We start from the raw sequence: 21382 nt of genomic DNA on the forward strand, positions 1-21382 counted from the left end.
GCCTTTGCGGCCGTTGATCGTCAGCCCTGGTCGGTTTCGTGCCAGACCTTGGAAAGAACACGCAGCCAGTTTTCCCGGCAGAGTTTTGTCAGATCGTCCTCACCATAACCGGCACGCCGCAGAGCGGCAATCAGGTTCTGGTTTCCGCCGGCGTCGGCAATCTCGGCGGGAATGGTCGCCCCGTCGAAGTCCGATCCGAGCGCGACGCAATCGATTCCCATGCGCTCGACCATGTAGTCCACATGGCGCACCATGTCGGAAAGCGGCGTTGCCGCATTTTCCTGCCCGTCCGGGCGCAGCATGGTGGTGGCATAGTTGAGGCCGGCCAGCCCGCCGCTCTCGCGGATCGCGTCCATCTGTCTGTCGGTCAGGTTCCGGGCCACGGGCGTCAGCGCATGGGCATTGGAGTGGCTGGCGATCAGCGGCGCCGTGCTCGTCTTCGCCACGTCCCAGAAGCCCTTCTCGGTGATGTGCGCGAGATCGATGGCGATGCCGAGCCGGTCGCAGGCGCGAACGAGCGCAAAACCCGCATCCGTCAGGCCGGGTCCGGTGTCCGGGTCCATCGGATAGGCGAAGGGCACGCCGTGGCCGAAAATATTGTGGCGGCTCCAGACGGGACCGAGCGACCGCAGGCCGGCCGCGTAGAACGTCTCGAGAGCGGCGAGATCGGCATCGATCGCCTCGCAGCCTTCCATATGCAGCACGGCTGCAAAGATCCCGTCCGCCATCGCCTTGCGGATGTCCGCCGTCGAGCGGCAGAGGCGCCATGCCTTCGCCTGATCGAGGCGCAGGGCGATTGCGGCAAATTGCAGGGCGATCTCCAGCGACGGTGCACGCTCCAGCGGCGCCGACATCGGCGTCGCATAATGGCCATTGGCATCCGGCTGCTTGAGAACGAGGTCGCCCGAGGGAATGTAGATGGCGCAGAGGCCGCCCACGAGACCACCCTTGGCTGCACGCGGGCCGTCGATATGCCCGGAGGGCGTGCCATCCCGGAATTCCGCCACGGGATCCTGCCCGCCCCGTGCATGGCTCCAGAGCCGCAACAGCACATCATTATGCCCGTCGAAAACTGCCTGCATTATCGAAAAACCTTCTAAAACAGGACATTACCCATCACATCAGGTGCTGGGAGCCTGTCGGCAAAATGAATGCTAGACAATGCGGCAAGGGCTTGCAACGACGAACTGCAAACAAAATGTGCAGTGCACAGGACAGAGCCGGCGTGGCATTCGGGTGACTGTATCCCAGCAATTTGCGATGGACCAAGAAACGGTTTTCCGTGGCCCATCAAATCTGGCAAGTCTCGGGCGAACAGATGAAGGGTTCCGTCATGATGACAGAGCAGCGGACAGGACGTCCGGCACCGTCCCTCTCCAGAAGCCTGCGCATGGCGGGCCTTCTCGCTCTGGCGCTCGGCCTGTCGGCCTGCGCCGGCCGGCCCGTCGGCGTGCTCATCCCCTCCGGCACTGCCCCCGGCGCGACCGAGGTCGACATGCTCGTGGCAACGACGCGCGCGCCCTCGCAGCAGGCCGGCGTGCTCTATGGCGGCGAGCGTGGCACGGAGCTTTCGGCGGCCGAGATCGTTGTCTCCATTCCGCCGGACAAAAACCGCAAGATCGGCCAAGTGCAGTGGCCGAAGCGCCTGCCGGCCGACCCCGCGAAGGAATTCTCGACCGTCTCGGTGACGCCGCTTGCCGAGCGCGCGGAGGTGGAGACCTGGACGCGCGATTCCCTGCCGAAGAGCCGCCGCGTGCTCATCTTCGTCCATGGCTTCAACAATCGCTACGAGGATGCGGTCTATCGCTTTGCGCAGATCGTGCATGACAGCCGCGCCGACGTGGCGCCGATCATCTTCACATGGCCGTCGCGCGCCAGCATCTTCGACTACAATTACGACAAGGAAAGCACCAACTATTCCCGCGACGCGCTGGAAGACCTGCTGCGCCGCACCGCCAATGACCCGCGCATCTCGGACGTCACCATCATGGCGCATTCGATGGGATCCTGGGTCACCGTGGAAGCGCTGCGCCAGATGGCGATCCGCGACGGCCGCGTCGCGCCGAAGATCAACAACGTCATCCTGGCCTCCCCCGATCTCGACGTCGACGTGTTCGGCAAGCAGTGGGAGGCCATGGGGCCGGACAAGCCGAAATTCACCCTGTTCGTCTCGCGCGACGACCGGGCGCTCTCCATCTCGCGCCGCATCTCCGGCAATGTCGAACGCCTCGGCCAGATCGATCCGACGCAGGAGCCCTACCGGACCAATCTGGAAAAAGCCGGCATCACCGTGCTCGACCTCACCGCGCTGCAGACCGGCGACCGCCTCAACCACGGCAAGTTCGCCGAAAGCCCGGAAATGGTCAAACTGCTCGGCAACCGCCTGATCGCCGGCCAGACCGTCACCGACAGCGACATCGGCCTCGGCGAACGCGTCGGCGCGGTCGCGCTCGGCACCGCGCAGACGGTCGGCAGCGCCGCCAGCATCGCGGTCAGCACGCCGATCCTGATCTTCGATCCGAAGACCCGCGAGAACTACCGCGGCCAGGTGGATCGGCTCGGAAGATCGGTCGGCGGCACGCTGGAGACGGCGACGGGGCAGTAGAGCTCTCGCTCAGAGTTGGGTGCTGGCGAGAGGGTTGTCGCGCACGATCTCACTACAGCGACGGCGAGCACGTTCGGCGCGTCCAAGGTCAACGGAAAATACAGCCGTTTCTATGAGGTTAATCTGAATGAACCCACGCGACCGGCAGCCCGATCGCGCGGCTCTGATTGTTCAGACAGCCATTTCCCGCCGCTCCCGCTCCGTCTCCAGCGCCAGATCCAGCACCTTCTGCAGGTCGGCAGCGTGGCGGAAGCCGGGTTCGGCGGTCTTGCCGATCTTGATGGCGTCGATGAAGCGCTGGTAGTTGGTGAAGACGGTGCCCGGGTCGATGTCCTTCCAGACACCCTTCTCCACATCGTCGCCAAGGCAGGCGCGCAGGGTTGCGCTATCGGGCGTGTGCACCACCTCCAGCGCGCCCTTGTCGCCATGCATCCGCAGGCGCAGCTCGTTGAGGTGGCCGACGGCCCAGCGGCTGGCATGGATGACGCCCATGGCGCCGTTGGTGAACTCGGCCGTCATGGTGAAGCTGTCGTTCGCGTCGAGGTCGTATTCCCCGATCCGGTTGCCCGGCACCTTGTCGAAGGTCTTCAGCCGCGCGAAGACATGGTCGATCTCGGTGGCCGCGCCATAGCCGACGAAGTCGAGGATGTGGATGCCGACATCGCCGAGCACCCCGTTCGAGCCATGCTTGGTCGAAAGCCGCCACAGCCACTGCGACTCCGTCGCCCAGTCGCCCCAGGCCTTGGAGACGAGCCAGCTCTGCAGGTAGGACGCCTCGATATGACGGACCTGCCCGATCTCGCCGGAGATCACCAGCTGCCGCGCCTTCTGCACCGCGGCAACGTTGCGATAGGTCAGGTTGACCATCGTCACCAGACCGGACGTTTCCGCCGCCGTCGCCATCTCGTCGGCCTTGGCGAAATTTTCCGCCAGCGGCTTCTCGCAGAGCACATGCTTGCCCGCTGCCAGCAGCGCCAGCGTCGTCGCATGATGCACGCGGTCGGGTGTCACATTGGCCACGGCGTCGAATTCGCCCCAGGCAATCGCCTCGTCCAGCGACGTGAACGTGGTGGGGATATCGTGGCGAAGCGCAAAGGCCCGCACCCGGGCATGGTCCACATCAACCGCCGCGACCAGCACGGCATCCGAGATCGTCTCGAAATTCATCGCATGGGTATTCGCCATGCCGCCGGTGCCGAGAATGAGGATCCGGATCGGCGCCATCACTTGTAGCCCTCTTCGCCGGCCTTGTGCAGCCGCGGCCCGCGCTCGACGATCGGCTCCAGCGCGCGTTCCACGGGCACGTTCGGCGCATCATGGATCGATGTCAGCGCGCCCTGCGGATTGTAGGCCCAGCGAACGGCGTTCTTCAGCACCCTCTTCACATTGGCATCGTAATAGGTCGGGTAGGTCTCGTGGCCCGGACGGAAGTAGAAGATGTTGCCGGCGCCGCGTCGCCAGGTCAGGCCCGAGCGGAAGACCTCGCCGCCGGCGAACCAGGAGATGAAGACGGTTTCCAGCGGCTCCGGCACGGAAAACTGCTCGCCATACATCTCTTCGTTCTCGAGCACGAAATTGTCGTCGAGACCCTCGGCGATCGGGTGGCGCGGATTGACGACCCAGACCCGCTCCCGCTCGCCCGCCTCGCGCCATTTCAGCGCGCAGGGCGTGCCCATCAGGCGCTTGAACGGCTTGGCGAAATGGCCGGAGTGCAGCACGATCAGGCCCATGCCCTCCCAGACGCGTCTGGCGACCCGCTCGACGATCGCGTCCTCGACATCGCCATGGGCCTTGTGGCCCCACCAGAGGAGAACGTCGGTCTTTGCAAGGCGCGCCTCGGAGACCCCGTGTTCCGGCTCCTGCAACGTGGCGGTCGTCGCTTCGATGGTCGGATGCTCGTTGAGGCCGGCGGCAATCGCCGTATGCATCCCGTTGGGGTAAACGCCTCCCACGATCGCATTCGTATGCTCGTGGATGTTCTCGCCCCAGACGACGGCACGAATGGTCATTATCATCTCCTGAAAATTCTGAAACGTCCCCAGCCAAACCAAGACCCAAGGGCCGAAAAGGTTCCGGACGGGCCTCCAAAGCGCTTGCAGTCCTCAGCGATAGACCGAAGACGGACAGGGTGCAAGAGAGCCGCGGACGCCGTCGCGCGGGCCGCTCGTCAATGGAAAGTCGACTTGGAAAACACGTTGATGACGATGACGCCCGCGATGATCAGCCCGAGCCCGAGCACGGCGGGAAGGTCGAGCCGCTGCCCGAACGCGACGACGCCGACCACCGAGATCAGCACGATGCCGAGGCCGCTCCAGATGGCATAGGCGATACCGACGGGAATGGCGCGCAATGTGTAGGACAGGCAGAAGAAGGCGACCGCATAGCACCCGACCATCACCAGCGTCGGCCCAAGCCGCGTGAAGTGCTGGGCGGCCTGCATGGCCGAGGTCCCGAGCACCTCGAAGACGATGGCGACGATCAGGACGGCGTAGAGCATCAGGGGATTCAAGGCGACCTCCGTGCGGGGGGAAAGCCTATCCTGGGTTCCGCCGGATGGCGGGTCAAGAGCTTCGATCCGACGTCGCAGCAATTCGCCGCCCATCCGATTCACCATGAGAACGCAAGGCAGCGACCATTTGAATCGGCTGAAGAATCTTCTCCTCATTGCAAAACGGGTTTAAGACGCTCATCGCGGAGATGAAGACGCTCCCTGCCCGCCTGCGACCGGAATGCCACCATGGACGACGCCCGCACGACCACTCTCTACGACGCGATCGGCGGCGAGGCCGCCGTGCGGACGCTGACGCGCCGGTTCTACGAGATCATGGACACGGCGCCGGAGGCCGCCGCCTGCCGCGCCGTTCACCCGCCGTCGCTCGCGGGCAGCGAGGCGAAGCTCTACGACTATCTCACGGGATGGCTCGGCGGGCCGCCGCTCTATACCGACAAGCATGGCCACCCGATGCTCCGCCGCCGCCATTTCGCGGCCGCCATCGGACCTGCGGAAATCGAAGGCTGGCTCTTCTGCTTCCGGATGGCGCTCGAGGAAAGCGTCGATCATCCCGAGCTTCGCAGGATCATTCTGGAGCCGGTCACGCGGCTTGCCCATCATATGCACAATCGGGAGGGCTGAGATGGCCGAGCGCCTGCAATCGATCTGTCTGGCCGTAGCCGGCCTGCTCGGGCTCTGCGGCGTGGCGCTGGCCGCAGCGGCATCGCATGGCGCAGATCCCCGCCTCCTCGGCGGCGCCTCCGCCATGTGTCTCGCGCATGCGCCGGCGCTCCTCGCGCTCGCAGCCCTCGGCTCGCGCCTCCGCCTCGCCACCGCCGCAAGCCTGTCCATCGCGCTCGGCACCGCCATCTTCGCCGGCGATCTCGTGCTGCGGCATGGGACGGGCCACGGGCTTTTTCCCATGTCGGCGCCGCTCGGCGGCATGCTCATGATGTTCGGCTGGGCTCTGGTGGCCGTCGGCGCTCTGCTGCCGAAGCGGGCCTGACGGCAGACCCGCCTCATCACAACACAAAAACATCCAATAATCTCAGCCGCCTGGCACGACGTTCGGAATCAGATCGCAAAGATCTTCAAGCACCGTCGACGACGGTAAAGCCCTCGAACTTCGGCGGGCCCAGATAGAGCGCGCGATTGTCGCCGGCATTGCGGTGGGCCGCGCGAAAATTCTCGGACTTGGTCCAGGCGATGAAATCCGCGTGGCTGTTCCAGATCGAGGACGAGACGAACAGGGTGTAGCCCTCGTCTGCGACCGTTTCGCCGCGCAGCAGCCGGAACTCTTTGAAGCCCGGGTTCTCGGCCAGGCTCGAGTCGCGATTTTTCCAGATCGCCTCGAAGGCCTCTTCTTGGCCGAGCGCAATCCGGAATCGGTTCATGGCAAAATACATCGCTTCACATATCCTTCGTGACGGTCTCCGGCGCGTGCGGTTCGCAGCGCTGTGGGAGGAGAACGATAACGCCGCGCTGCCCGGACGCAACCCCCGGCCGGCAGGAGCGGGCCCGGCGCGGCAGGAACGGAACGACGTTGGCACCTGCCATCGGCGCCCTGCTCAGGGCACGCAGCTCGGCCAGGGTCTCGCCCGTGTTCAGGCCTGGAAAGGCGGAGAGAGGATCGTCCTGCATGAAACGGCGCTGGTGTCAGTTCGCGCGATCGCGCGCCGCCTTCAGGTCGTGCAGCGCCCGTTCCAGGCTGGACTTGCTGCCGTTGCGCAACGGCACGAAGGCCTTGCCGAACTTCTTGCAGCCGGTCTTCACCCGCAGGCAGGCATCGTGGCTGATACAGTCGATCGGGCAGAAGACGCAATCGACGGAGGGAAGAACATTGTCGATCCGCGAGACGGCTTCGCGCAGACCGCCATCGTGATGGATCAGTTCCGCACCGAAATTGCTGGCGATCTGGCGCAGATGCGCGACCTGACAATCCCGTCCGCCGACATAGAGAAAGCTGCGGACATCGAGCGCCTGCGCTTCCTGGACGGCCGGCGCCGCAGCTGCCGGGACGGTCGCTCCGCGCTTCTGTTTCGTCCGCTGCTGCTGACGCTTGTCGCCCATGGTGGATCTCCGGGTTCCCTCTGCAGGCACGTCTCGCGCCGCTTTTCGTGGGGCGACCCTAGTAAACTTGATAAAAGGAGTAAAGTTAAAACATGATTGTTTTTATCATATTTTAAATGCCGTTTTGTCGGAGGGTATCCACGGCACGCAGGCTCAGCGCGTGAAGGAAATGGGGATCGTGAACAGCCAGGTCGATTTTCCCGACGCCTCCGGAATTTTCGGGGAGCGCATCCGTCGGGCGGCATCGAGCACCGCGGAATCGAGCACCGGCGAACCACTGCTGCTGATAACCTTCGGACCGCTGACACTGCCGTTGGCGGCAACCACGAACTGCACCTTGACCACACCCCTCACGCCCTTGCTCTCGGCACGGGACGGGTAACGAACGGCCCGCTCCAGGGCGCTTCGAACCTTACCCTCGAAATTCGAAAATGATGCATTGCCAGCCGAACGGGCTTTCGTGCCCTTGCCGGAGGAGGTGGCAGCCGCCAGATCCGAGCCATCGGCCCGGCCCTTGCTGGCCGAGGCTTCCGCCTGCCCCTCCGCGCCGGATTTGACCGGGGCCGGCTTCTTCTTCGGCTTGTCGACATCGGCCTTCTTCACCGGCGCCGGCTTGCGCATCGGTGGCGTCTCCGCCACGACCGGCGGCGTTTCGGGACGCGTCTCCGGAATGACGGTCGCAACCGGCGGAAGCGCGGCGACCACCTCGGGCTCATCCGCAGCGACGGGCGGCTGCGCGTCCGCGGGAAGGATGACGTCGGTTTCGCTCGGCACCGTTTCCGGCACGACCTCCGAAACCGGCTCGGTCGGCGTCAGCGTCTCGCTCTCGGTCTCGGTCTCGGCCATTTCGGGCTGAAGCGCGGCGACCTTCTCGGGCGGCGTCTCCTCGGGCGTGATCGTATCGGAGACCGTGCCGGACTCGAGGGTGTTCTCGAACGCATGCCCGAGCAACGCGATCTCCATTTCTTCCCCGCCTTGCGTGGCCGCAAAGGGCGGCGGCGGCGCATCCGGCAGGAAGGCGATCGCCGCACCGGCATGTGCCGCGACCGAGACTGACAGGGCCAGCGCCCATTTCGCCGCTTTCTTCATCGCGCGCTCCCATCCTTACCCATATGGCGTCCGGCGAACCGCCTCAGCCCTTCAGCCCGACGGGCGACTTCGAGCCGGTTCGCAGGCCCTGCATGCAGGCACCCTTGTCGATGCCCTCGCCGGTGCAGACCGGCGCGTCGTTGATCAGCAGACTGCCGAGCGCATCGCACTTCGTTCCCGCCAGATCGAACTGCCGCACCTTGGTCTTGCCGGCCGGCAGGTCGCGGAAATCGAGCACCGCCATCCGCTCGACGCGCCCCTTCTGGTCGAACAGCACGAATTCGAACGAGACCTTCGACACCGGCTGCACCAGATCGTTGCCCGCGACGAAGGTCAGCTTGCAGCCGCGCTCGGAGGTCGCGACGTCGTTCAGCTCGACCGAAAGCCCCGCCGCGGCCGTTTCGGCGCCCTGTGCGAAGACAGGCGCGAACGACCCCGTCAGCACGAGCGAGGACAGGACGACGAGAGACGACAGGGGGCGGCGGATCATGGTGCGGAACTCCGGAACGATGGTCTGGGCCGGCACGTCGTCCACGAGGGAACGTTGCTGGCGTATTGCGTCCATATTAAAAGATGAGTTATAAAGTCAAGATAGAAGGCGTTCCGATACCCCGGAAAAACGGCGTCTTCCGACCGAAACAGGCCCTGAAGCAGGTAGCGAATCATGACCGAACCGAACCGCCCCTCTCCCGCAGACATCCGCGCCTACCGGGCCGATCACCCGAAAATGCGCGAACGCGAGATCGCCGCGCAGCTCGGCATTTCGGAAGCGGCGCTCGTTGCAGCCGAATGCGGATTGACGGCGATCCGGATCTCCGCCGACGCCAACCGCCTGCTGGACTTCGCGCCGCAGCTCGGCGAGGTCATGGCGCTGACCCGCAACGAAAGCGCCGTTCACGAAAAGATCGGCGTGTTCGAGACACCGAAGACCGGCAAGGGCGCGTCCGTCGTGCTGGGCGAGAATATCGACCTGCGCGTGTTTCCCGGCGCCTGGGCCCATGCCTTTGCCGTGACCAAGACGGATGGCGAGGACGTTCGCCGCAGCCTGCAATATTTCGATCGTCAGGGCACAGCCGTCCACAAGGTCCACCTGCGCCCCGCCTCCGACCTTGATGCCTATCGCCGCCTCGTGAGCGAATTCACGCTGGAGGATCAGTCGCAGACCTTCGTCGCCGAAGCGCCGGCGCCCGTCTCGGCTGCCGAAACGGAAGCCGTCGATCTCGAAGGCCTTCGCGACGGCTGGAGCCGGATGACGGACACCCACCAGTTCCATGGCCTGCTGCGCAAGCTGAAGATCGAGCGCCGTGCCGCCCTGCACGCGATCGGCGAGGACTACGCCTGGCAGCTCGACGGCAGCGCCGTCGAGGCCATGATGCGCGGCGCGGCGGAGGTCGCCCTGCCCCTGATGTGCTTCGTCGGCAATCAGGGCATCATCCAGATCCATTCCGGGCCGGTCGAAAACATCAAGACCATGGGGCCGTGGCTCAACGTCATGGACCCCACCTTCCACCTGCATCTGCGCACGGATCAGCTCGCCGAGATCTGGGCGGTGCGCAAGCCGACGGCCGACGGCCATGTGACCTCGCTGGAGGCGCTCGACGCCCGCGGCGAGATGGTCATCCAGTTCTTCGGCAAGCGCAAGGAAGGCGTCGCCGAACGCGCGGAATGGCGCGCCATCATGGAGGCCCTGCCCCGCCTCGATCTCACCGTCGCCGCCTGAAGGATCGTCTCATGACCCTGCGTTCCGACCGCCGGCCGCGCGCCAATCTTGCGCCTCTCGGCCTCGCTTTCCTCGTCCTCTCGGCCTCTCTCACCCCGGGCGTGACAGCCTTCGCGCAGGACGCGAAGGCTGTCGATACCTCCCGTCTCGTTTCCGTCGGCGGCGACGTGACGGAGATCGTCTATGCGCTTGGCGAGGAGAAGCGGCTGGTCGGGCGCGATTCCACCAGCATCTATCCCGAGGCGGCGACGAAGGTTCCCGATGTCGGCTACATGCGCCAGCTCTCGCCGGAAGGCATCATGGCGACGAACCCGACCGCCATCCTGGCCGTCGAAGGCAGCGGCCCGCCCGAGACGCTCGCCGTGCTGAAAAGCGCCGCCATACCCATGGAAACCGTGCCGGAACGCTATGACGGCGCCGGCATCGTCGCCAAGATCGAGCGCGTCGGTGCCATCCTCGGCGTGGCCGACAAGGCGCGCGCGCTGGCCGCCACGGTCAAGGCCGATCTCGATGCCGCCGTGACCGCCGCCGACGCCCGGCCGGACGCCGAGCGCAAGCGCGTGCTCTTCATCCTCAGCATGCAGGGCGGCAAGATCATGGCGGCGGGCAAAGGCACGGCGGCCGACGCCATCGTCGCGCTGTCGGGCGCCATCAACGCGACGGACACGTTTCCGGGTTACAAGCCCGTGACCGACGAGGCGATCATCGAGGCGAAACCGGACCTCGTGCTGATGATGACGCGCGGCGGATCGCACAGCGCCTCCGACGAGGAGCTGTTCAGGCAGCCGGCGCTGGCGCTGACGCCGGCCGCCGCGAAGAAGAGCGTCATCCGCATGGACGGCCTCCACCTCCTCGGCTTCGGCCCCCGCACCGCCAGCGCCGTGCGCGAGCTGAACGCGGCCATCTATGGAAAAGCGAATGCCTCCCAGTAACGCCGTCATGGGCGACGTCCTGTCCCCTGACACGCAGCCGTCCCAGCGCCGCCAGACCGCTCCGGCACAGCGCCTCTCTCCGCTGGCCGGCATCCGGGCAGAGGGTGCGGCAGGCGATCGCTCGCGCCTTGCCCGGCTGCTGATCGTGGCACTCGTCGGCGTCACCATCCTCGCTTTCGGCGCGTCCGTCATGACGGGTGCCGCCGATGCGTCGATCGGCAACCTTCTGCGCTGGCTGACCGGCACGGAAACCGCCGAGACCGCACTCAGCCTGCGCGACCGCATCATCATCCTCGATATACGCCTGCCCCGCGCCGTCCTCGGCCTCTTGGTGGGGGCGGCCCTTGCCGTCTCCGGCGCCGTCATGCAGGGCCTGTTCCGCAATCCGCTGGCCGATCCCGGCCTCGTCGGCGTGTCCGCCGGTGCGGGCCTCGGGGCCGTGCTCACCATCGTGCTCGGCGCCTCCGTCTTCGGCCCGCTCTTCGCGCTGGTCGGGATCTACGCGCTGCCGGTCGCGGCCTTCCTCGGCGCGCTGCTCACGACCTTCCTCCTCTACCGCATCGCCACGCGTGGCGGGCAGACCTCGGTCGCCACCATGCTTCTGGCCGGCGTCGCGCTCGCAGCCCTTGCCGGTGCCGTCACCGGCGTGCTCATCTTCGTGGCCGACGACAAGCAGCTGCGCGATCTCACCTTCTGGGGCCTCGGGTCGCTCGCCGGCGCCAGCTGGGCGAAGATCGCCGGTGCCGCCCCCATCATCCTGCTCTCGCTCGCCGTCGTCCCCTTCCTTGCCCGCGGGCTGAATGCCCTGACATTGGGGGAAGCCGCGGCCTTCCACATGGGCGTTCCCGTGCAGCGCCTGAAGACGGTGGCCGTCGTCACCGTGGCCGCCTCCACGGGCGCAGCGGTTGCGGTCAGCGGCGGCATCGGCTTCGTCGGCATCGTCGTGCCGCACGTCCTGCGCCTCATGATCGGCCCCGACAATCGCTATCTCCTGCCGGCCTCCGCCCTTCTCGGCGGCACGCTGCTGATCGTCGCCGACATGGTCGCCCGCACCATCGTGCCCCCGGCCGAACTGCCGATCGGCATCATCACCGCCTTTGCCGGCGCACCCTTCTTCCTCTGGATCCTGCTGCGCGGCCGCACGCAGATGGGCTTGTGACGCCGATGATCGAAGCGCTCGACGTGAATGTCCGCCTTGACGGCAAGGCCGTTCTCCAGGATGTCTGCCTCACCGCCCGGGCGGGTGCGCTGACCGCGATCGTCGGCCCCAACGGCTCCGGCAAGACGACGACGATGAAGGCGCTGGCCGGTGAGATCGCCTGCGACGGCCGCGTCCTGATCGGCGGCGACGACATTCGCAGCCTCAAGCCCTGGCAGCTGGCGACGCGGCGCGCGGTGCTCCCGCAGGCGAGCGTCATCTCCTTTCCCTTCACGGTGCGCGAGATCGTGCGCATGGGCCTTACCGTCGGCGCGTCCACCATGCGCGCGAACGGCAGGCCGGCCGATCCCGGCCTCGTGGACCGCATCACGCAGGATGCTCTTCAGGCCGTCGATCTCGGCGGCTTTGCCGGCCGGTTCTATCAGGAGCTTTCCGGCGGCGAGCAGCAGCGCGTGCAGCTCGCCCGCGCGCTCAGCCAGATCTGGGAGCCGGTGCGCGACGGACGCCCGGCCTTCCTGCTTCTCGACGAGCCGGTCTCCAGCCTCGACATCCGCCACCAGCTGACCATCATGCGGCTCGCCGCCGATTATTGCCGGCGCGGCGGCGGCGTGGTCGCCATCATGCACGATCTCAACCTGACGGCCATGTTCGCCGACCACATCGTCATGATGAAGGACGGCCGCGTGGTCGAAGCAGGTCCTCCGGCCTTGGTGATGACCGATGGGATGATGGAAACCGTGTTCGGCTGCCCGATGCGCGTCAGCGCCCTGCCGCCGGCCGGCATCCCCTTCGTCCTGCCGCAAACCGCCGCCCTCTAGGCCCACGCCCTGACCTTGGAAGCCCGACCCTTTGCCCCCGCGAGGAACCCCGCGGGGAACAAAAGGCCGCTCTCCGCGTTTGCGCTGCACAAGGTCGGGCTGTTCCGACCGGCGTCGTAGAACCCGCGGCAACAAGGAGTAAATCATGTCTCTCGGTCTGTTTTCCAGCTCGTCCAGCCGCAAGCGCCAGCACCTTCTGGGTGGCGCCATCGAAGACCAGCTGAGCGATCTGCGCAGCGACATCGCATCGCTTGCCAACCTCGTGTCCAAGCGCGGCAGCAAGGCCAGCCACACCCTGTCCGCGCGGGCCAGCGATGTCCGCGGCCAGGCGGAAAGCGGCCTTGCCGACGTGATGGACGGCGCAGAGCAGCTCCTCTCCGACCTTCGTCATCGCTACGCCTCGACGGAACGTCAGGTCCGCCACACCGTGCGCGAACACCCTCTGGCCACGGTCGGCGCCATCGCCGCGCTCGGCATTGCCATCATCGCGCTGTCGCGCCGCTAAGGCACCGCAGTCGGTATTTGACGCCGTCCCTCCCCGAGGGGCGGCTTTTCAAGGTTTGAGGGAGAATGTGCATGGGGTCTCTGGCGGCATTACTGTCGGGCGTCGTTCTAAGTGATATTTCCACGGTCGTCGCACGGACGAAGCGAAACGCGATCTTCATGGCGATCGCCGGCGTCTTCGTCCTGACGGCCTATGTATTCCTGCTTGTCGCAGGCACGATCGCGCTGTCCCATGCCTATGGCATGCTTCCGGCGACGCTGATCATGGGCGGCGTCTTCATCGCCGTCGCCGTCGTTCTGTTCATCATCATGTCGGCCATGGCCTCTGCCGAAAAGCGCCGTGCCGCCGAGCGCCGCCGCCAGTCGCAGCTCAAGACCAACGTCGCCATCACGACCGCCCTGACCGTCTTCCGGCGCAAGCCGCTCGTCGCAGCCGGCGTCGCCATGGCCGTCGGCGCCCTCCTGGGCGTGACACGCGGACGCAATGACGATTGACGATTGACGATTGACGATTGACGATTGACGATTGACGATTGACGATTGACGATAACCGTTATCCGACAGATTTGAAAAGGCCCTCCGGGGCCTTTTTGGTATCTGGAGATACGACTACAGGGGCAGCCGCACGAGGGCGGTCACACCGGCGGCGAGGTACTCGACCTTCACCGAACTGCCCATCACCTTATCGAGGCTCCGCTCGATCAGGATGGACCCGAAGCCGCGACGGCCGGGCTCCGTCACCCGGGGTCCCCCGACTTCCGTCCAGGTCAGGTTGAGAATGCGTCCCGTCTCTTCCTCATGGCCGCGCGCCGTAATGACGATACGCCCGTCCGGAACCGAGAGAGCGCCATACTTGTAGGCATTGGTCGCCAGTTCGTGCAGGACGAGGCCGAGTCCGACGGCCTGATCGGGGCCGAGAAGGATCTCGTCCTTGTGGATCTCGATCTGCGCCTCGTAATCCCGCACATGCGGCGAGAGCTGCTTCTTCAGCAGGGCCGACAGCCGGATCTCGCCCCATTCATGATCGGAAAGCAGGCCATGGGCCTCGGAGATCGCCTGAAGGCGCCCGGCAAAGGCCGTCATGAACTCCTGCGGATCGCTCGTCTGACGCAGCGTCTGCCGGGCCAGCGACTGCAGCATGGCCAGCGTGTTCTTGACCCGGTGGTTGAGCTCGCGCAGCAGAAGCCGCGTCCGCTGCGTCGTGGACTGCTCGGCCGTCACGTCGATATTGACGCCGAGAAAGCTCTTCGGCTTGCCGGCGGCGTCGCGCTCGTGCACGCGCCCGCGGCCCAGCACCCAGCGGCCCGTCGTCTCGACGCGGAACGTGCTGGCATATTCCGCATCCTCGGTCATCGCGGCGCGCAGATTGTCCAGCATGCCGGCCCGGTCTTCCGGGTGAATGAAGCCGATGATGTCGCGTGCGCTCATGGTCGTGGCGGTGACGCCGAACATGCGCGACATCGCGGCATTGCAGGTCACCTCCCCGGTCTCCGCATCCCAGAGCCAGCTGCCGACATTGGCAGCCTCGAGCGCCAGCGCATGCCGCTTCTCGTCGCGCGAGAGCACCTCGGCCCGTTCCGCGCGCGCGCGCGCATCCTCCATGAAACCCATCAGGCGCGACGCGATGCGCGCCAGCCGCTGCAGTTGCGCCGTCAGCGCCTCTGGGACGTCGAGGCGCGGCTCGCGATCCACCACGCAGACCATGCCCACGGCATGGCCATCCGCCAGGAGCGGCGCACCGGCATAAAAGCGAATCCCGTCCTTCACGCATGCCTGGTCGCAGAACCGGGGATCCGCGGCCGCGTCCCGCACGACGAAAGGCGCGAGCGGCTGGGTCGCCACCGCATGCGCGCCGAAACAGGTGAAGGCATCCACATCGGAAAGGTCCGTTCCCACGCGGGCCACCACCCATTCCCGACTGTCGTCGATGAGGGTGAGAAGCGCCATGGGCGTTCCGAAAAGCCCGGCTGCGACCTCCACGATCTCCTGGAACTCGGCCGACATGCCGGGACGGCCGGGCTGCAGCGACCGAAGGGCGGCAAGCCTGCGTTTGTCCAGAATGACCGCGGGGACATCTGGCATCAAATCCGGTTTCGTCTCAGTCATCAACACTCGCCTGCGGCATCCCCAGGACCGAAAGGGGGTCGGCGGGGTTGAATCGGTTCGACCGGAATCTGCATGATCCTGTCCGCCACAGCAATGGCGAAAGGCACATGCTCCAACATCGGCGCATCCGAAAATGCGCCGATGGCAAGGACGAGGACGGTCGGCGCCCTCAGGAAACGAAGGCGCGAGACGTCAAGGGCGCGGATGTCGCATCCGGCCCGTATTCATTTTCGCCCGTCACCTGCAGGATATCCGACAGGCGCTGGCGCGCGCGGTTCACGCGGCTCTTGATGGTGCCGAGCGCGCAGCCGCAGATCTCCGCCGCTTCCTCATAGGAAAAGCCCGAGGCGCCGACGAGAATGATGGCTTCGCGCTGGTCCGGCGGCAGCATGTTCAGTGCACGCTTGAAATCCTGCAGGTCCAGCGAGCCGTATTGTGACGGATGCTGGGCAAGCGATTCCGTGAAAAAGCCGTCGCTGTCCTGCACCTCGCGTCCGCGCTTGCGCATCTGGCTGTAAAGCTCGTTGCGCAGGATCGTGAACAGCCACGCCTTCATGTTGGTGCCCATCTCGAAGTGGTCCTGCTTGGCCCAGGCCTTCATGATGGTGTCCTGCACCAGATCGTCCGCGCGATCGTGGCGACCGATCAGCGACATTGCGAAAGCGCGCAGGCTCGGCAGCGCCGCCAGCATTTCGCGCTTGAAACTGGGTTCTTCAGCCGACATCTTGGTACTCATTTCGCACCGTCCGGAACATGACGACGCTCGACGGCGTCAAGCTGCTCGAGGAGATCCAGGAAACGATCGGGGATGGCCTCCTCCTGAACGGAAACATAAAGCGCGCGCAACTTCGTTGCAATCTGCGCATGTGGATGATCGGCCCGGACCGGCTCGCCGGCTCCGGAACTTGCCCCAGTTTTGTCGGTCATGAATAGGAAATACCTCGCGTGGTGATCGCAGCGTAAATGCACGGCGCAAAAATTTGTTCCCGTCACGGAACCTTTTTTTTGGATCAACGTTCCCATAACTGTCATGGCCAGTACCTCGGCCGGATTGAGGGAGTTTTTGTATGTCATTGTCTACCCGGATCGCTCCGTTCCTGCCCTATCTGCGCCGGTATTCCCGCGCTCTGACGGGGTCTCAGACCTCGGGCGATGCCTATGTCGCCGCTGTTCTGGAGGCGCTGATCTCGGATATGTCGATTTTCCCGGAGGCCAGCAGCGACCGCGTGGCGCTGTTCCAGCTCTACACGAAGCTGTTCGGCTCCTCCTCGGTCCTCATTCCGGAGCCGGTCTCTCCCTTCGCATGGGAAAAGCGCGCCTCCATCAATCTCGCCTCCGTTTCCCCCCTTGCCCGGCAGGCCTTCCTGCTCGTGTCCGTCGAAGGCTTCCGCACCAGCGAGGCGGCCGAGGTTCTGGGAACGTCGGAAAGCGGTATGGCGCAGCTGATCGAGCGCGCATCGGAAGAAATCTCCCGTCAGGTCGCCACCGATATCATGATAATCGAGGATGAGCCGCTGATCGCGATCGACATCGAGCAGATGGTCGAAAGCCTCGGCCACCGCGTCACCGGCATCGCCCGCACGCGCGACGAGGCCGTCGCCCTCTTCAATGCGACGCAGCCAAGCATGGTGCTGGCCGACATCCAGCTGGCGGACGGCAGCTCGGGCATCGATGCCGTGAACGAGATCCTGCGCACCGCCGCCGTGCCCGTGATCTTCATCACCGCCTTCCCGGAACGTCTTCTGACAGGCGAGCGTCCCGAGCCGACCTTCCTCGTCACGAAGCCGTTCAACCCCGACATGGTCAAGGCGCTGATCAGCCAGGCTCTGTTCTTCAACGAGTCCACGCAGGCCGCCGCCTGAGGGTCCGAGGCGTATTCTCCGCAGTTTCTCTTCGAGCCGCGCCTTGCCAGGCGCGGCTTCTCTCATCGGAAAACGATCGCCCGGGGTATCTTCGCAACATCATAACAATGATGGAACGGACCCGGCTTTGTCTCGTTAACGCGTCAGCCGCCCCGTATTGTTGTGAATGAAGAGGCATCCCGCGTGACCAGCGCAAGCAGTTCAACATCTCCAGCCGGCAAGATCAGAGCTGCCGAAGCTGGAGAGAGTATAGGACTGCTCGACCGCGTCGTGAAGAAGACCGGCGCAGGCTATATCTTCCAGTCCGAAGCTCTCGACATCATCCTGTCCGGCAATCTGCCCGACCGCCTGAGCGGCCTTCTCTCCGAGAACGGCGACATCGACGTTCTCGGCGATGAGGACGGCAACCGGCTGCTGGCCCTGAAGAGAACCGTCTTCGACACGGCGGAAGACGACTGCATGGAGGTCGAACTCCCCTCTTCCGCCGGCCTGATGACCTTCCGGATCGATGTGGAACGCATCACGACGCACGGAACCGACGGCATCCTCTCCGTCATCACCGACATCTCGGAAACGCGTCACCGCGAGCGCGTGCTGAAAACCCTTCTCCGGGAACTCAGCCACCGCTCGAAGAACCTGCTCGCCATCATCCAGGGCATCGCGACCCAGACGGCGCGTCAGGCGCTGTCGCTCGAGAATTTCATGGTCAAGTTCCGCGGGCGGATCCAGTCGCTCGCCTACTCGCAGGACCTCGTCACCGATTCCAGCTGGCGGGGGGCGTTCCTCTTCGCCCTCGCGGAAAAGCAGTTCGCGGCCTATTGGTCGGAACCCCGCATGCCCATCGTCGCCACAGGCATCGATGCGCATCTGTCGCCCAACGCCGCGCTTCATATCGGGCTCGCCCTGCACGAGCTCATCGTCAATTCCGCTTCCCACGGCGCCATCGCCGCTGGCGTCAATTCCCTGACGCTCGACTGTTTCGAGACGGTCTTCAACGACAAGCCCGCCCTCGAACTCGCCTGGATCGAAGATCTTCCCGAAGCCGACCACGCGCGCGACCATGGCGAGCCGAGCTTTGCCCGGACCGTGCTGGAACGTGTCGTGCCCATCGCCGTCGCCGGCAAGGCCGTCTACATCACCACGGCCGACCGGATCGAGTACCGTCTGACGATCCCCGCGCACGAATACGAAATCCTCACCCCCGTCGCGGATTAGACCATATCCGGCAGACGCGGAACACGGTTTCGCGTCGAGGCAAACGGGCAGATCATTTCTGCGATTCACAGACAGCGAAAACGCGTTGGACGCGGGTCGGAACACGGTCCGCTATGAGCCGCGATGCCCCGTTTCACGCAGCGGGGCCTTCATGTCAGAGTCTCATGTGCTGAAAAAGAAACAGCCAGTGCCGGGGGGAGGCACTGGCTGTATTCGACAACTCACCGAGGGGGCATGTGAGTTGGAAGCCGGATATTATTGGGTGGTTCTCATTGGGGGCGATGAGAACCATGGTCCGGACATTCAATAAACACGCCGATCGGACATTGGTTCCCTCCCCGCGCATTATTTTTTCGAACGTTTTTTCACGCCGCAAAACAGCCGCCGGTGGGAGCCGGTGGGACGGACGGAGGCCGCCGCCTCAGTCGGCCTCAAGCTCCGCCCTGTGGCGGTAGAGGCTGAGGAATTTTTCGTAGTCGCGGTCGTAGACGGCCTTCATCGCGGGGTCGGGCCGGCGCTCGAAACCGCCCGGACGCATCGCCATGCCGGCAGCCGCGAGATCGGCATGGACGCCGCCGGCGACGGAGGCCACCATCGCCGTTCCCAGAAGCACCGCATCCGTCGTTTCCGGCACGACGACGCGGCAGCCCGTCGCATCGCTGTAGAGGTCCATGAGCAGCGGATTGCGCACATGGCCGCCCGTCACATGCAGCGTATCCACGTGATAACCGGCATCCTTCATCATCGCGAGGATGTGGCGCACGCCGAGCGCGATGGCGACGCAGGTCCGCCAGTAGAGCCGGCAGAGAGCATCGAAAGAACTGTCGAGCGTGAGACCCGAGATGACGCCGCGCGCATGCGGATCGGCCAGCGGCGAACGGTTCCCGTGAAAATCCGGCAGCACATGCAGCCGCGCGGCAAAATCCGCACCGTAGGCGGCGCGCAGCTCCTGGATGCGCAGCACGATCCGCGCATGGATTTCCGCGTCCGGCTCGCCGCCGGCGCTGTGGCTGCGCACGACATGATCGAGCAGGGCGCCGGTTGCCGACTGCCCGCCCTCGATCAGCCATTGCCCGGGAAAGGCAGCTTCGTAATAGGGGCCCCACATGCCGAAGCCGGGGCGCATCTCGCGCGAGAAGGCGACGATGCAGCTCGACGTGCCGGCGATCAGCGCCAGCTGCCGCTCCAGTACCTCCGGCCGGCCGGCGAACTGGCCGAGCACGCCGATCGCGCCAGCATAGGCGTCGATGACGCCGGTCGCGACGCGGCAGGCCTCGTGAAGCCCGAGATCGGCCGCCGCCTCTGCCGTGAGCACGCCGATGGCCGAGCCGACCGGGGCCACTTCGGCCTGGAGACTGCCGCGCGCCGAAAGATCGTCGAGACCGATCGCCGCGAGGAAGTCCGGCTGCCAGCCGCCGGCATGGCTCAGATAATTCCACTTGGCCGTCAGCGTGCAGCGGGACCGCATCGTGCTGCCCGTCGCCCGCCACGACATGAAATCCGCGAGATCGAAGAGATAGCCGATCCGCTCCCACTGCTCCGGCAGGGTCTGCTTCAGCCACAGAAGCTTCGGCATCTGCATTTCCGGCGACATGACGCTGCCGGAGTGCCGGAGCACCGGATGCTCCGTCGCCGTGCAGGCATCCGCCTGCGCCATCGCGCGATGGTCGAGCCAGACGATCGTATCCCAGCGCGGATCGCCCTTGCGGTTGACCGACAGCGGCGCACCGTCGTGATCGCGCACGACGAGCGAGCAGGTCGCATCGAAACCGATGGCGCCGATCGCCTCGGCGGGAACGCCCGCCTTCGCCCGCGCCGTCTTCACCGCAATGCAGACGGCCGACCAGATGTTTTCGGAATCATGCTCGGCATGGTTTTCTTCCGGCCGATTCATGAGGATGGGATAGTCCGCCCGCGCGAGAAGGCTGCCGGCGGCATCGAAGATCCCCGCCCGCGCGCTGCCCGTGCCGATATCCACCGCGACGATCAGATCGCCCATGTCGCACCCGTTCGATCACGCACGGTCGAGCCGCGCCCCGACAACACGGAAGCACCCGGCGCTGTCCCAAGGCTCGCCGGTGGCGCGGGGTCGATGCTGGAAGCGATGCGATGCGTCAGCCTGGGTGTCCATCCCGCTTTTGTTCTTTGGCCACAAGATGGATGAGTTCGCGCATATCGTCAAACACCGCGTCCGGCTGCAGGGCATGAATGGCCCCGAGATGCCGCTCCGTGCGGGCGTGGGACGCGCCGGCGAAAGCGAAGACGCGCATGCCGGCAGCCTTTGCCGCGACGATGCCGGCCGGGCTGTCTTCGATGACGATGCAGGCATCCGGCTCCACGCCCATCACGCCGGCGGCATGCAGAAAGAGATCCGGCGCGGGCTTGCCGTTCGTGACCATGGTCGCGCTGAAGATATGCGGGTCCAGCCGATCGATGAGCCCGGTGATGGTCAAAGACAGGCGGATGCGCTCCATCTGGCTCGACGATGCGACGCAGCGCCGCAGATCCAGCTGGTCGAGAGCACCCGCGATCCCGGCGATCGGCTGCAGCTCCGTTTCGAACCGATGATAGAGATCGCGCCGCATGTCTTCGAGAAACGGCTCGTCCACATGCAGCCCGAAGTCGTCGTGCAGAATCTTCGTCATCGTCATCAGGCTCTTGCCGAGAAACCGCTCGGTGGCCTCGTCGGCGTCCATCTCGACGCCGGCGGTGCGCAGCACCCGCACCAGCACATCGATCGACAAGGGCTCGCTGTCGACCAGCACGCCATCGCAATCGAAGATGACAAGTTCGGGTGCGGCCATGATGATC

At 65.4% G+C, this 21382-nt stretch carries 24 protein-coding genes; 11 read left to right on the plus strand and 13 right to left on the minus strand.

All coding sequences use genetic code 11. The features are described from left to right. Positions 1 to 20: 20 nt before the first annotated feature. Positions 21 to 1082 (minus strand): dipeptidase, encoded by a 1062-nt coding sequence (locus tag LRX75_RS08785; protein WP_231813541.1) that lies wholly within the window; start codon positions 1080 to 1082, stop codon positions 21 to 23. Positions 1083 to 1390: 308 nt separating this feature from the next. Here LRX75_RS08785 and LRX75_RS08790 point away from each other — a divergent pair, with 308 nt between their 5' ends. Beyond that, the gene (locus LRX75_RS08790) at positions 1391 to 2605 is read left to right on the plus strand and encodes an alpha/beta hydrolase (protein ID WP_231813542.1); all 1215 of its coding nucleotides are present in this window, start codon (positions 1391 to 1393) and stop codon (positions 2603 to 2605) included. A 171-nt stretch (positions 2606 to 2776) separates the two neighbouring features. Here the strand turns inward: LRX75_RS08790 and LRX75_RS08795 are convergent, their stop codons facing one another. The 3 genes from LRX75_RS08795 to LRX75_RS08805 form a co-directional block, all read right to left on the minus strand. Then, positions 2777 to 3820: a Gfo/Idh/MocA family protein gene (locus LRX75_RS08795; RefSeq protein WP_231813963.1), complete on the minus strand. Its 1044-nt coding sequence runs from the start codon at positions 3818 to 3820 to the stop codon at positions 2777 to 2779. A gap of 8 nt (positions 3821 to 3828) precedes the next feature. Then, a complete protein-coding gene (locus LRX75_RS08800; protein WP_231813544.1) occupies positions 3829 to 4614 on the minus strand; it encodes a ThuA domain-containing protein in 786 nt (261 codons plus the stop codon). A gap of 158 nt (positions 4615 to 4772) precedes the next feature. Next, complete coding sequence (locus LRX75_RS08805; protein WP_420851178.1) at positions 4773 to 5105, minus strand: SMR family transporter; 333 nt, start codon at positions 5103 to 5105, stop codon at positions 4773 to 4775. A 237-nt stretch (positions 5106 to 5342) separates the two neighbouring features. Between LRX75_RS08805 and LRX75_RS08810 the strand changes: the two genes are divergently transcribed. Next, entirely contained in the window at positions 5343 to 5738 is a 396-nt protein-coding gene (locus LRX75_RS08810; protein WP_231813546.1) for a globin domain-containing protein, read from the plus strand. Position 5739: 1 nt separating this feature from the next. Continuing rightward, a complete protein-coding gene (locus LRX75_RS08815; protein ID WP_231813548.1) occupies positions 5740 to 6102 on the plus strand; it encodes a DUF423 domain-containing protein in 363 nt (120 codons plus the stop codon). Between the two features lie 85 nt (positions 6103 to 6187). Here LRX75_RS08815 and hmuQ read toward each other — a convergent pair whose 3' ends face one another. The 4 genes from hmuQ to LRX75_RS08835 form a co-directional block, all read right to left on the minus strand. Further along, positions 6188 to 6502, minus strand: coding sequence for a heme-degrading protein HmuQ (gene hmuQ, locus LRX75_RS08820; RefSeq protein WP_231813550.1), 315 nt, complete (start codon positions 6500 to 6502; stop codon positions 6188 to 6190). 250 nt (positions 6503 to 6752) lie between these two features. Further along, positions 6753 to 7166, minus strand: a complete 414-nt coding sequence (locus LRX75_RS08825) for a DUF2325 domain-containing protein (RefSeq protein ID WP_231813552.1) — start codon at positions 7164 to 7166, stop codon at positions 6753 to 6755. A gap of 153 nt (positions 7167 to 7319) precedes the next feature. Continuing rightward, the gene (locus LRX75_RS08830; RefSeq protein ID WP_231813554.1) at positions 7320 to 8255 is read right to left on the minus strand and encodes a TonB family protein; all 936 of its coding nucleotides are present in this window, start codon (positions 8253 to 8255) and stop codon (positions 7320 to 7322) included. A 43-nt stretch (positions 8256 to 8298) separates the two neighbouring features. Further along, positions 8299 to 8790: a hypothetical protein gene (locus LRX75_RS08835; RefSeq protein WP_231813556.1), complete on the minus strand. Its 492-nt coding sequence runs from the start codon at positions 8788 to 8790 to the stop codon at positions 8299 to 8301. A 129-nt stretch (positions 8791 to 8919) separates the two neighbouring features. Here LRX75_RS08835 and LRX75_RS08840 point away from each other — a divergent pair, with 129 nt between their 5' ends. The 6 genes from LRX75_RS08840 to LRX75_RS08865 all read left to right on the plus strand — a co-directional run bounded on the left by LRX75_RS08840 (position 8920) and on the right by LRX75_RS08865 (position 13883). After that, entirely contained in the window at positions 8920 to 9975 is a 1056-nt protein-coding gene (locus LRX75_RS08840) for a hemin-degrading factor (protein WP_231813558.1), read from the plus strand. A gap of 11 nt (positions 9976 to 9986) precedes the next feature. After that, positions 9987 to 10907, plus strand: coding sequence for a heme/hemin ABC transporter substrate-binding protein (locus LRX75_RS08845; protein WP_231813560.1), 921 nt, complete (start codon positions 9987 to 9989; stop codon positions 10905 to 10907). Next, a complete protein-coding gene (locus tag LRX75_RS08850; protein WP_231813562.1) occupies positions 10894 to 12066 on the plus strand; it encodes a FecCD family ABC transporter permease in 1173 nt (390 codons plus the stop codon). Before LRX75_RS08845 ends, LRX75_RS08850 begins: the two co-directional genes overlap by 14 nt. A 5-nt stretch (positions 12067 to 12071) precedes the next feature. Next, positions 12072 to 12884 carry a heme ABC transporter ATP-binding protein gene (locus LRX75_RS08855; protein ID WP_231813967.1) on the plus strand — a complete coding sequence of 271 codons (813 nt, stop codon included), beginning with the start codon at positions 12072 to 12074 and terminating at the stop codon, positions 12882 to 12884. Between the two features lie 145 nt (positions 12885 to 13029). After that, positions 13030 to 13389: a hypothetical protein gene (locus LRX75_RS08860; RefSeq protein WP_231813564.1), complete on the plus strand. Its 360-nt coding sequence runs from the start codon at positions 13030 to 13032 to the stop codon at positions 13387 to 13389. Positions 13390 to 13460: 71 nt separating this feature from the next. After that, positions 13461 to 13883, plus strand: coding sequence for a phage holin family protein (locus LRX75_RS08865; protein WP_231813566.1), 423 nt, complete (start codon positions 13461 to 13463; stop codon positions 13881 to 13883). Between the two features lie 114 nt (positions 13884 to 13997). Here LRX75_RS08865 and LRX75_RS08870 read toward each other — a convergent pair whose 3' ends face one another. From LRX75_RS08870 to LRX75_RS08880, 3 genes are all read right to left on the minus strand, one after another. Then, entirely contained in the window at positions 13998 to 15494 is a 1497-nt protein-coding gene (locus LRX75_RS08870; RefSeq protein WP_420851175.1) for a sensor histidine kinase, read from the minus strand. 169 nt (positions 15495 to 15663) lie between these two features. Then, complete coding sequence (locus tag LRX75_RS08875) at positions 15664 to 16218, minus strand: RNA polymerase sigma factor (RefSeq protein WP_092985587.1); 555 nt, start codon at positions 16216 to 16218, stop codon at positions 15664 to 15666. An 8-nt stretch (positions 16219 to 16226) separates the two neighbouring features. After that, positions 16227 to 16421: a NepR family anti-sigma factor gene (locus tag LRX75_RS08880; RefSeq protein ID WP_113150882.1), complete on the minus strand. Its 195-nt coding sequence runs from the start codon at positions 16419 to 16421 to the stop codon at positions 16227 to 16229. Between the two features lie 140 nt (positions 16422 to 16561). Between LRX75_RS08880 and LRX75_RS08885 the strand changes: the two genes are divergently transcribed. Both LRX75_RS08885 and LRX75_RS08890 read left to right on the plus strand, forming a co-directional pair. Further along, positions 16562 to 17356: a response regulator gene (locus tag LRX75_RS08885; protein ID WP_113150883.1), complete on the plus strand. Its 795-nt coding sequence runs from the start codon at positions 16562 to 16564 to the stop codon at positions 17354 to 17356. Between the two features lie 270 nt (positions 17357 to 17626). Beyond that, positions 17627 to 18571, plus strand: coding sequence for an HWE histidine kinase domain-containing protein (locus LRX75_RS08890; RefSeq protein WP_231813570.1), 945 nt, complete (start codon positions 17627 to 17629; stop codon positions 18569 to 18571). Between the two features lie 421 nt (positions 18572 to 18992). On the opposite strand, the gene LRX75_RS08895 is transcribed toward LRX75_RS08890, so the two are convergent. Beyond that, positions 18993 to 20570 carry an FGGY-family carbohydrate kinase gene (locus LRX75_RS08895; RefSeq protein ID WP_231813572.1) on the minus strand — a complete coding sequence of 526 codons (1578 nt, stop codon included), beginning with the start codon at positions 20568 to 20570 and terminating at the stop codon, positions 18993 to 18995. 115 nt (positions 20571 to 20685) lie between these two features. Then, a complete protein-coding gene (locus LRX75_RS08900) occupies positions 20686 to 21375 on the minus strand; it encodes an HAD family hydrolase (protein ID WP_231813574.1) in 690 nt (229 codons plus the stop codon). Between the last annotated feature and the right edge of the window lie 7 nt (positions 21376 to 21382).

It is taken from the genome of Rhizobium quercicola, assembly GCF_021168455.1.
In the GTDB taxonomy this organism is placed as follows: domain Bacteria; phylum Pseudomonadota; class Alphaproteobacteria; order Rhizobiales; family Rhizobiaceae; genus Ferranicluibacter; species Ferranicluibacter quercicola.